Annotated in this window: 11 protein-coding genes and 2 pseudogenes; 9 read left to right on the forward strand and 4 right to left on the reverse strand. The window is 34.6% G+C overall.

The genetic code is table 11. The features are described from left to right. The first annotated feature begins 143 nt into the window (after window positions 1-143). Window positions 144-422, forward strand: coding sequence for a transposase (locus tag G7A72_RS12095; protein WP_165151468.1), 279 nt, complete (start codon window positions 144-146; stop codon window positions 420-422). A 23-nt stretch (window positions 423-445) separates the two neighbouring features. Beyond that, entirely contained in the window at window positions 446-766 is a 321-nt protein-coding gene (locus G7A72_RS12100; RefSeq protein ID WP_165152655.1) for an IS3 family transposase, read from the forward strand. Window positions 767-857: 91 nt separating this feature from the next. On the opposite strand, the pseudogene G7A72_RS16605 reads toward G7A72_RS12100, so the two are convergent. Beyond that, window positions 858-1,001, reverse strand: a pseudogene (locus tag G7A72_RS16605) (IS3 family transposase); the annotation flags it as partial. A 95-nt stretch (window positions 1,002-1,096) separates the two neighbouring features. Here G7A72_RS16605 and G7A72_RS12105 point away from each other — a divergent pair. Together G7A72_RS12105 and G7A72_RS12110 are read left to right on the forward strand one after the other, a co-directional pair. Next, window positions 1,097-1,375: a transposase gene (locus tag G7A72_RS12105; RefSeq protein WP_165151468.1), complete on the forward strand. Its 279-nt coding sequence runs from the start codon at window positions 1,097-1,099 to the stop codon at window positions 1,373-1,375. 23 nt (window positions 1,376-1,398) lie between these two features. After that, entirely contained in the window at window positions 1,399-2,214 is an 816-nt protein-coding gene (locus G7A72_RS12110; protein WP_241258508.1) for an IS3 family transposase, read from the forward strand. Between the two features lie 78 nt (window positions 2,215-2,292). On the opposite strand, the gene G7A72_RS12115 is transcribed toward G7A72_RS12110, so the two are convergent. Both G7A72_RS12115 and G7A72_RS12120 read right to left on the reverse strand, forming a co-directional pair. Beyond that, window positions 2,293-3,003: an IS3 family transposase gene (locus tag G7A72_RS12115; RefSeq protein ID WP_241258509.1), complete on the reverse strand. Its 711-nt coding sequence runs from the start codon at window positions 3,001-3,003 to the stop codon at window positions 2,293-2,295. A 23-nt stretch (window positions 3,004-3,026) separates the two neighbouring features. Beyond that, window positions 3,027-3,305, reverse strand: coding sequence for a transposase (locus G7A72_RS12120; RefSeq protein WP_165151468.1), 279 nt, complete (start codon window positions 3,303-3,305; stop codon window positions 3,027-3,029). A 91-nt stretch (window positions 3,306-3,396) separates the two neighbouring features. Between G7A72_RS12120 and G7A72_RS12125 the strand changes: the two are divergent. The 3 genes and pseudogenes from G7A72_RS12125 to G7A72_RS12135 form a co-directional block, all read left to right on the forward strand. Further along, window positions 3,397-3,921: pseudogene (locus G7A72_RS12125) on the forward strand (IS3 family transposase); the annotation flags it as partial. Window positions 3,922-4,477: 556 nt separating this feature from the next. Continuing rightward, on the forward strand, window positions 4,478-5,614 hold the full coding sequence (locus tag G7A72_RS12130; RefSeq protein WP_165152658.1) for a DegT/DnrJ/EryC1/StrS aminotransferase family protein: 1,137 nt from the start codon (window positions 4,478-4,480) through the stop codon (window positions 5,612-5,614). Between the two features lie 254 nt (window positions 5,615-5,868). Continuing rightward, window positions 5,869-7,773, forward strand: coding sequence for a polysaccharide biosynthesis protein (locus G7A72_RS12135; protein WP_371807570.1), 1,905 nt, complete (start codon window positions 5,869-5,871; stop codon window positions 7,771-7,773). A 395-nt stretch (window positions 7,774-8,168) separates the two neighbouring features. On the opposite strand, the gene G7A72_RS12140 is transcribed toward G7A72_RS12135, so the two are convergent. Next, window positions 8,169-8,345: a histone H1 gene (locus tag G7A72_RS12140; protein WP_113667012.1), complete on the reverse strand. Its 177-nt coding sequence runs from the start codon at window positions 8,343-8,345 to the stop codon at window positions 8,169-8,171. A gap of 556 nt (window positions 8,346-8,901) precedes the next feature. On the opposite strand from G7A72_RS12140, the gene G7A72_RS12145 reads away from it, so the two are divergent. Then, window positions 8,902-9,771 carry an ABC transporter permease gene (locus G7A72_RS12145; protein ID WP_165152660.1) on the forward strand — a complete coding sequence of 290 codons (870 nt, stop codon included), beginning with the start codon at window positions 8,902-8,904 and terminating at the stop codon, window positions 9,769-9,771. Window positions 9,772-10,033: 262 nt separating this feature from the next. Continuing rightward, window positions 10,034-11,332 (forward strand): ABC transporter ATP-binding protein, encoded by a 1,299-nt coding sequence (locus G7A72_RS12150; protein WP_165152661.1) that lies wholly within the window; start codon window positions 10,034-10,036, stop codon window positions 11,330-11,332. Window positions 11,333-11,337: the final 5 nt, after the last annotated feature.

The following is an 11,337-nucleotide window of genomic DNA, read 5'->3' on the forward strand; positions in this document are numbered from 1 at the left end:
TTTCCTATCACAACCCCAGCCGCTCGTCTTTCACACTCGACTCGGGGGTTGCTCCCTTCGGCTAACGTATGCTGACCCCCAAAATTCGGACAATATATCCCGACTAATTTAGATAGGAATAAAAACCTTAAATTAGCACTAATATGTCAAGAACAAGAAGAACCTTCGGAAAAGACTTCAAAGCCAAAGTTGTTTTGGAAGCCTTAAAAGAGAAAGATACCATCGAGGTATTAGCAAAAAAATACGAGTTGCTGCCCAACCAAATTTCAATGTGGAAGTCCGAAGCGATACGGAATCTTTCTGCGGTTTTTTCTGCAGAAAAAACGCTCGTTGCCAAAGATGAAATTCCAACAGAGAAACTCTATGCTCGAATAGGTCAGCTGACTTTGGAGAATGACTTTTTAAAAAAAAGTCTGGGTTAGTATCGATCAGTGAGCGAGTGAAAATGGTCGATACCCAAAATAAATTGAGCATTGTCAAACAATGTCGCTTATTAGAAATTCATCGTGGCGGTCTTTATTATAAAGCAAAACAGGAAAGTTTAGAGAACTTAAAAATAATGCAATTATTAGACCAACAGTATTTTAATACTCCATTTTATGGCTGCAGGAAACTGACGTTTTGGCTCAAGGATTTAGGTTTTAAAGTGAATCGCAAACGGGTAAAACGATTGATGCAAATCATCAATTGGCAAACCATTTATAGAGAACCTACAACAACAGTGTATGCTGTACCCATTTTTCAGACAGAAATCTCAACGATTTAAGATAGGTTTTTAGTTTTATATTCTATTATCTTGGTTAAAATCGGAGATAACTTTTGGCTGTTTTAAGAAGCCAAAAAAAGTTATTCTGATTTTATGCCACTTCTTTTTTGTAATAATTATTATAAGGCGTTCCATAATCTAGTGACTGATGAATTCGCCGTGTATTATAAAATTCAAAATAATCTTTGAGTCCTCTATAAAGGCTGATTCCATCAGTATATGCTTGTAAATATACATTCTCGTATTTGACTGTCTATGCTGACCCCCAAAATTCGGACAATATATCCCGACTAATTTAGATAGGAATAAAAAGCTTAAATTAGCACTAATATGTCAAGAACAAGAAGAACCTTCGGAAAAGACTTCAAAGCCAAAGTTGTTTTGGAAGCCTTAAAAGAGAAAGATACCATCGAGGTATTAGCAAAAAAATACGAGTTGCTGCCCAACCAAATTTCAATGTGGAAGTCCGAAGCGATACGGAATCTTTCTGCGGTTTTTTCTGCAGAAAAAACGCTCGTTGCCAAAGATGAAATTCCAACAGAGAAACTCTATGCTCGAATAGGTCAGCTGACTTTGGAGAATGACTTTTTAAAAAAAAGTCTGGGTTAGTATCGATCAGTGAGCGAGTGAAAATGGTCGATACCCAAAATAAATTGAGCATTGTCAAACAATGTCGCTTATTAGAAATTCATCGTGGCGGTCTTTATTATAAAGCAAAACAGGAAAGTTTAGAGAACTTAAAAATAATGCAATTATTAGACCAACAGTATTTTAATACTCCATTTTATGGCTGCAGGAAACTGACGTTTTGGCTCAAGGATTTAGGTTTTAAAGTGAATCGCAAACGGGTAAAACGATTGATGCAAATCATCAATTGGCAAACCATTTATAGAGAACCTACAACAACAGTGAGTACTAAAGAACATAAGAAATACCCTTATTTACTCAAAGGTTTGAAGATTACCCATAAAAATCAGGTTTGGGCAACAGATATCACCTATATTCCTATGGCAAAAGGATTTATGTACTTGACTGCGATTATTGATTTGCATACAAGATTTGTTTTGAACTGGAGTGTAAGCAATACAATGAGTGCCGATTGGTGTGCCGATATTTTGCAAGAAACTATACAAAAGTATGGTGTGCCTGAAATTTTCAATACAGATCAAGGAAGTCAATACACCAGTGAGGTTCACACCAATGTACTATTAAACAATGAAATAAAAATTTCTATGGACGGTAAAGGAAGAGCTATTGACAACATTTTTATAGAAAGATTATGGAGGACAGTCAAATACGAGAATGTATATTTACAAGCATATACTGATGGAATCAGCCTTTATAGAGGACTCAAAGATTATTTTGAATTTTATAATACACGGCGAATTCATCAGTCACTAGATTATGGAACGCCTTATAATAATTATTACAAAAAAGAAGTGGCATAAAATCAGAATAACTTTTTTTGGCTTCTTAAAACAGCCAAAAGTTATCTCCGATTTTAACCAAGATAATAGAATATAAAACTAAAAACCTATCTTAAATCGTTGAGATTTCTGTCTGAAAAATGGGTACAGCATAGTCCTCCATAATCTTTCTATAAAAATGTTGTCAATAGCTCTTCCTTTACCGTCCATAGAAATTTTTATTTCATTGTTTAATAGTACATTGGTGTGAACCTCACTGGTGTATTGACTTCCTTGATCTGTATTGAAAATTTCAGGCACACCATACTTTTGTATAGTTTCTTGCAAAATATCGGCACACCAATCGGCACTCATTGTATTGCTTACACTCCAGTTCAAAACAAATCTTGTATGCAAATCAATAATCGCAGTCAAGTACATAAATCCTTTTGCCATAGGAATATAGGTGATATCTGTTGCCCAAACCTGATTTTTATGGGTAATCTTCAAACCTTTGAGTAAATAAGGGTATTTCTTATGTTCTTTAGTACTCACTGTTGTTGTAGGTTCTCTATAAATGGTTTGCCAATTGATGATTTGCATCAATCGTTTTACCCGTTTGCGATTCACTTTAAAACCTAAATCCTTGAGCCAAAACGTCAGTTTCCTGCAGCCATAAAATGGAGTATTAAAATACTGTTGGTCTAATAATTGCATTATTTTTAAGTTCTCTAAACTTTCCTGTTTTGCTTTATAATAAAGACCGCCACGATGAATTTCTAATAAGCGACATTGTTTGACAATGCTCAATTTATTTTGGGTATCGACCATTTTCACTCGCTCACTGATCGATACTAACCCAGACTTTTTTTTAAAAAGTCATTCTCCAAAGTCAGCTGACCTATTCGAGCATAGAGTTTCTCTGTTGGAATTTCATCTTTGGCAACGAGCGTTTTTTCTGCAGAAAAAACCGCAGAAAGATTCCGTATCGCTTCGGACTTCCACATTGAAATTTGGTTGGGCAGCAACTCGTATTTTTTTGCTAATACCTCGATGGTATCTTTCTCTTTTAAGGCTTCCAAAACAACTTTGGCTTTGAAGTCTTTTCCGAAGGTTCTTCTTGTTCTTGACATATTAGTGCTAATTTAAGGTTTTTATTCCTATCTAAATTAGTCGGGATATATTGTCCGAATTTTGGGGGTCAGCATAGTGAGTACTAAAGAACATAAGAAATACCCTTATTTACTCAAAGGTTTGAAGATTACCCATAAAAATCAGGTTTGGGCAACAGATATCACCTATATTCCTATGGCAAAAGGATTTATGTACTTGACTGCGATTATTGATTTGCATACAAGATTTGTTTTGAACTGGAGTGTAAGCAATACAATGAGTGCCGATTGGTGTGCCGATATTTTGCAAGAAACTATACAAAAGTATGGTGTGCCTGAAATTTTCAATACAGATCAAGGAAGTCAATACACCAGTGAGGTTCACACCAATGTACTATTAAACAATGAAATAAAAATTTCTATGGACGGTAAAGGAAGAGCTATTGACAACATTTTTATAGAAAGATTATGGAGGACAGTCAAATACGAGAATGTATATTTACAAGCATATACTGATGGAATCAGCCTTTATAGAGGACTCAAAGATTATTTTGAATTTTATAATACACGGCGAATTCATCAGTCACTAGATTATGGAACGCCTTATAATAATTATTACAAAAAAGAAGTGGCATAAAATCAGAATAACTTTTTTTGGCTTCTTAAAACAGCCAAAAGTTATCTCCGATTTTAACCAAGATAATAGAATATAAAACTAAAAACCTATCTTAAATCGTTGAGATTTCTGTCTGAAAAATGGGTACAGCATAAACGTTTAAATCCTTACCATGATTTTTTGTGATAAAACTATAAGGGCGTTTAGAGGAGGGGATAGATGAACGTTTATTGGTACTATTGGTATTGACTTTGAAATTTTCGTTTTGCACCAGTCCTAAATGAAGTTGAAAATTTAGTGCTTGATTTTGTCTCTAGACGGAGCTCAAGATGACAGCTCTGTAGCGGCTGAAATAGTCCTCGCTACATTTTTATGAAATAGAAACTGTGAATTTGTAACAACAGTTGAAAAGCGTTTTTTGGTTTTAGGCTTCTTTGGACAGGGGGTTACTGAATTATTTTCATTCCATTTTTTTTATCTTGAGTTAAATGCGGTCTCCGTTCCAATAAATTTTTACCTTTAAAAAATATATTCCAATCGTATTCGTTGTGAATAGGAACAACTCTTTATTTTGAAGATGGAAAAAAACAAAATTTGGCTTTCACCTCCTCATATGGGTGGAAACGAACTGCACTATATTCAAGAGGCCTTTGATACTAACTGGATTGCTCCGATAGGACCCAATATCGATTTTTTTGAACAAAGTTTGGAGCATTATCTGGGTTCAGGGTATGTTGCCGCAGTGAACTCGGGTACCGCGGCCATTCATTTGGGATTGATTCTTTTAGGGGTTCAGTCAGGTGATACCGTACTTTGTCAGAGCATGACCTTTTCAGCTTCAGCCAATCCTATTTTGTATCAAGGGGCAATCCCTATTTTTATAGACAGTGAAGCTGAAACCTGGAATTTATGTCCTGTTGCACTTGAAGAAGCTATAATTGACCAAATAAAAAAGGGAAAAAAGCCCAAAGCTATCATTGCTGTTCATTTATATGGGATCCCTTATAAAATTGATGCCATTCGTGTCCTTGCTGATATTTATGGGATTCCAATTTTGGAAGATAGCGCTGAGGCATTAGGAAGTAGTTATAAAGGTCGAAAATGTGGTACTTTTGGAGATGTTGGAATATTTTCTTTTAATGGCAGTAAAATCATAACTACCTCTGGAGGAGGTGCGATTGTGACAAATTCTGAGGCTTTAAAGAAGAAAGCTATTTTTTATGCCACGCAATCCAGGGAGGATGCGATTCATTATGAGCATAGTCAGATCGGGTATACTTACAGAATGAGCAATGTATGTGCCGGTATCGGTCGGGGACAAATGGAAGTGCTTCAAAAACATATAGAATCAAGAAGGAGGGTACATCAATTTTATACGGTATTATCTGAAAGCATAGCCGGAATTACGGTGCATGCTGTACCTGATGACCGTTATTTTTCTAATTATTGGTTGACGGCAATCTTAATAGACCCCAATAATCCTTATCAATTGACAAGGGATCAAGTGATGCAGGCACTTTCAGAGGAAAACATTGAATCACGTCCACTTTGGAAACCGATGCATTTACAACCGGTTTTTAAGGAAAATGCATATTATGGTCATGAAGTAGCCGCAACTTTATTTGAGCATGGACTTTGTTTGCCGTCGGGCTCAAATCTTAGCGCGGCAGCATTAAACAGAATTAAAGGAGTTTTCTTGCAATTAACGTGCTGAGGTTAAACGTAGAAAGCCTGTTTATTTGAAGAAACGGTTTTCTTAAAACATTCTCATCTCAACCCGTAGCCCGCTTGCTTTTTATTTTATTCGGTATAAAAACCGAAATGTAATGACGAAAGGTGTTACTTTAACATCAATTATTTGTAGTTTTGTTAGCGTTTTAAAGAATAATTTTAAATCTATATCAATTGAATAGAAATAATAATACGAATCCAGATGGGGTTGTTTCAAAATATTTTTCGAGAGCTAATCTGCGATTTAATATTCATAATCTTAGTTATCTGCCGCGTTGGATTATTGTGATGATGGATGTTACCGTTTTGATTGTTGCTTTCTTTTTTACTTATCTGATTTTCAGGGGAACTGGTTTGGACTATATTATTACGCCAGATCATTTTCTTTTTATAAGTTCTTTTTTTGGAATTAATCTTTTCTTTTTTTGGATTTTTAGAACGTATTCGGGAATCATCAGGCACTCCTCCTATATAGATGCAGTAAAACTTTTGTTTTCACAAATGGCGGTTTTGGTGTTATTTCTTTTTTTTAATTTTTCCTATGAATTGCTGGTTGGTGAGAAAGCCTTTTTGAATACTGCTATGTTTATAAATGTAGTGCTTTCTTTTTGTGGTTTGTTTTTGTATCGTGTAGTAGTGAAACAGACTTTTGAACTCTATTTTTCGGAAAAAGGAAATAACAAGCTTATTAGAACGATAATATATGGTACTGATGCAAATGCGATATCTGTAGCGAATGCATTAAAATTTGAAACTCCTTCCCGTTTTAAAATTGTGGGATTTGTTGACAAGAATAATCAAAATGCTTCTAAAAGAATGCTCGATTTGCCTATTTTGGTACAAAAGAAAAAGATGCCTACTTTAATGCGCTCTGTGGGTGCTGAGGGTATTATTATAGCAGATAAAAGTTTGACAAAAGAAGAGCAATCGATTATTGTAGACCAATGTTTAGAATACAATTTTAAGGTATATAATGTACCTTTGATATCCAACTGGGAAAATCAAAAAGAAATTTCTCAAAAAGTAAAGAACATTGAAATTGAGGATTTGTTAGAAAGACAGCCTATTGTATTAGACAATAAGTCTATTACGAAACAGCTTAAAGACAAGACTGTCCTTATTACCGGTGCTGCAGGATCAATAGGCAGTGAAATTGTACGTCAGGTATTGAGTTTTCATCCGAAAAAAATTATTATTTTGGACCAAGCAGAAACTCCTCTGCATCACTTATCCTTAGAAACTCAAGCTCTAATTTCAAATTCAAAAATCAGAACTGTAATTGGAGATATTCGGAATCTAGAGGCTTTAGAACATCTTTTCAGTGCCTATAGTCCACAAGTGGTTTTTCATGCTGCTGCCTACAAACATGTTCCACTGATGGAGGAAAATCCTTCTCAAGCCATTCTAACTAATATTCAGGGCACTAAAAACTTAGCTGATTTATCTTGTAAGTATAATGTAAAAAAGTTTGTAATGGTGTCTACAGATAAAGCTGTTAATCCGAGTAATGTGATGGGAGCCAGCAAAAGAATAGCCGAGAAATATGTTCAATCCCTTCATTTAAGAAGTCAAAAGGAAAGTCATTCTAATGCCACAAAATTTATCACTACCCGTTTTGGAAATGTCTTGGGTTCTAATGGATCAGTAGTTCCTTTATTTACTAAACAGATAGCAGAAGGCGGACCTCTAACGATTACACATCCTGATATTATTCGGTACTTTATGACAATACCTGAGGCTTGTCAACTGGTTTTAGAAGCTGGTGCTATGGGTAACGGTGGCGAAATCTATATTTTTGATATGGGAAAACCAGTTAAGATTATCGATTTAGCCAGAAAAATGATTAAACTTGCCGGATTTATTCCTGAAAAAGACATTAAAATACAAATTGTAGGTTTGCGACCTGGAGAAAAGTTATATGAGGAACTACTGAATGATACCTCTAAGACCTTATCCACACATCATGAAAAAATCATGATTGCACAGGAAATTCAGGATGAGTTTGAAAATTTTCATATAGATATCGATGAATTAATTAGTATTGCTAATCAGTATCAAAATGATGCTGTTGTTGCGAAAATGAAAAAAATTGTACCTGAGTTTAAAAGTATGAACTCAACATTTGAGTTGTTGGATAAATAGCAGACTAGTGCAGTTATTTCTTATGTAGAAGCCCATAGAACAGTTTTGTTTTATGGGCTTTTTTGTATTTAAGTAAGGGCTATAATTTAATATTAGATTTGAATAAAGCGCTTACTCCTTTTTCGTATAATTTCACAGATTTATACAGATTAATTCGTAGTTCAGGGTTAAAAATCTTTTAAACTTGTAAACTGTGGCAGATTTTTTTTTTAATAGCTGCCACAAGACGTCTTTCTTGCTGCTTATGTAAAGGATATTAAAAAATAAAGTATAGAAGTATTCTTTGTTTTGAACTTACATTATACATAGGTTAGGTCTAGTTTTACAAGTAGCTGAATGGGTAAGTAAAAAAAAGCCCTTTAGAAATTCCAAAGGGCTTATAATTGATTGTAGATTTATTTTTTTGATTCTTCTACAGAAACTTTTCTAAATTCTTTTAAAAGTTTTTCCAAGTCTAACGTTGATTTTCTTGCTCTTGTTCCAGCAGCTTTGTTCCCTTTCTCGACGTGTAATTCAGATTCTGTTTTGAACGTTTCGATTTCGGTGTTAATTTTTGCTAATAAATCTTTCATGATACTAATGAATTAAATTAAAAGGCAAAAGTAAAAAGTTTGCCTATTAAACTGGGATAATTTGCTGTTAAAATTATTTTTTTTATTCACATCTCTCTGTTATTAAACCTTTTTTGTGTTGAAAACAAAAGGACGTTGTGAAGAATGGGTCATTGTATAGCGTATAGGCTTTAAATATTTTTTTTTATATATGATTATGTTGTTGTTTTGGTTCTGATAGATGAAGAAAAAAATGGTAAACGTTATTTTTACGATTTCAATAGTGGACTTTTCTTGCAGAATTGATTTTTTAAGGATTAGCATCAAGTATGTAATCTGCAATTAGTATTTTTACTTTGGAACAACTTTCGTACTTACCTGATGGTTGTAACAGATCTAGATTTATTTTCTTTTCCATCCTATTATTAAAATGCATTTTATTATACATTTTAATAATTATATACTATGGCTTAATTCTATAGCAAATTGCTATATTTGTTTGATAATACCACCGTTGTAGAAAGAAAATTAGGGTCGGCTTGCGACATTTTTATTTCTACATAAGCATCCTGAAACAATGAATAATTCAAAAAATGGCGCTGCGCCTTGGTTGTTTGAAATAACACCTAAAAATAAATTCTTTTCCCTGAATCTTACTGAGGTATGGCAGTATAGGGACTTGTTGCTACTTTTTGTTAAAAGAGATATTGTAACGGTTTACAAACAAACCGTTTTAGGGCCGCTCTGGTATTTTATCCAACCGCTGTTTACATCCATTATTTTTACGATTATTTTTAATACGGTTGCAGGAATAGCTACTGGTAGTGTTCCGCCATTTTTATTTAATTTGGCCAGTATTACTGTTTGGAATTATTTTTCCTCCTGTTTGTTGGCTACCTCAGACACTTTTAAAGCCAATGCCGGGTTGTTTGGAAAAGTTTATTTTCCAAGAATTATCATGCCATTATCTATAGTGCTCTCCAACCTGATTAAGTTTGGATTGCAGCTGCTTATTTTTATAGCCTTTTATATTTATTTTATAGTATCGGGCGAATCCTTATCGCCCAATTTCACGCTCCTTTTTTTTCCGGTTTTAGTAGTCTTGATGGGGTTGATGGGATTGGGTCTTGGAATGATTATTTCTTCGATGGTCACTAAATACAGGGACTTGACGTATTTAGTGACTTTTGGGATACAGTTGCTGATGTATATTTCGGCAGTGAATTACCCATTAGCATTAATACAAGAAAAGATGCCTGATTATTCATGGATTATTGATTATAATCCGATGGCGTATGTTATTGAAATATCCCGATATATGTTGTTGAACACTGGAAGTTTTTCGGTTGGTTCTTTTCTATATGTTGGTGTTGTAACCATAGCCGTTTTTTTTATAGGATTGCTGATTTTTAATAAAACAGAAAAAACATTTATAGATACGGTTTAGATTCCTCCCCCCGGCCCCCTCCCAAGGAGGGGGAGACGAGATTGAATTTGACTCAGAAAAGTTATATTACTAGCGCATCCTTACTTCGGAGGAGACGCTAGAGAAGGTTGGGTATTAAATTATTTTATGATTATTGTGGTTAAGAAATTTATTCAGATAACTTCAATAATAAAATTTAAAAAAGAAAAAAGTAAATAAAAAACATTTCTATTAAGTACCGGCCCCTCCTCCTTTTGAAGGGGGTGGGAGGAGAAATTACACTATGGGTAAAGACATTATATTAAAAGCTGAAAATATCTCCAAACAATACCGTTTGGGGCAGGTAGGTACTGGTACCATCAGTCATGATTTGAACCGATGGTGGCATAAACTGAGAGGAAAAGAGGATCCCTATCTTAAAATAGGCGATACTAATGACCGCAGTACCAAAGGGGAGAGTGATTATGTCTGGGCTTTGCAGGATATCAACTTTGAAGTGGAGCGCGGAGAAGTCATTGGTATTATAGGGAAAAACGGAGCTGGAAAATCGACTTTGCTTAAAATTCTGTCCAAAGTGGCAGCACCTACCACGGGAAGTATTAAATCGAGAGGGAGGATTGCTTCTTTACTTGAAGTGGGAACGGGTTTTCACCCGGAGCTCACTGGAAGAGAAAACATTTTCTTGAATGGTGCCATTTTGGGAATGACCAAAAAAGAGATTGCTGTAAAACTGGACGAAATCATTGATTTTTCGGGATGCGAACGCTATATTGACACGCCGGTAAAACGATACAGTTCCGGAATGACGGTGCGATTGGCTTTTGCCGTAGCGGCATTTTTAGAACCTGAAATTCTTATCATTGATGAGGTTCTAGCCGTAGGCGATGCCGAGTTCCAGAAGAAAGCTTTGGGAAAAATGCAGGATATTTCAAGACAAGGCGGTAGAACGGTGTTGTTTGTAAGTCATAATATGGCTGCCGTAAAGAGTTTGTGTACTAGGGGGGTAGTTTTGGAGCATGGGAAAGTAGTGTTTGAGGGGGGGATTGAGGAGGCAGTTTCTGAATACTTGAATCTTGACAACGATATTACTTCTAGGAAAATATATAGTGAAGTTGAAGCCCCTTCTAGTGAGGTCGTTAGGTTGCTAGAAACAGAAGTTATAAATAATAGATTTGAAAATAAATCGGATTATTTTATTTTTGAGAAAGTTGGCGTTAGAATAAAGTTTGAGATTTTAGTTGAAACGTCTGATTTAGTGTTAGGATTAAATCTTTATAATAATGAAGAAATTCATATATTGAGCTCCCATCAAAAAAATAATAGCGAAAAATATAAAGTTGGAGTTTACCAAATCATTGTTTGGTTTCCAAATAATTTTTTAGCAGAAGGTTATCATTTTTGTGGAATAGCTGCTATGTCTTATAAAGGTTATTTTAGAGTTCATTTTCACGATGTCAATAAGTTTTCTTTTAATATTATTGATGAATTTATTGAAAATACAGCTAGAGGGATTGATTATAAAGGAAAAATTCCTGGAGTTGTAAGGCCAATTTTGGATTGGGACAATGTTATTAGTTTATAAGTATA

Source organism: Flavobacterium sp. Sr18, from assembly GCF_011064265.1.
GTDB classification, from domain to species: domain Bacteria; phylum Bacteroidota; class Bacteroidia; order Flavobacteriales; family Flavobacteriaceae; genus Flavobacterium; species Flavobacterium petrolei.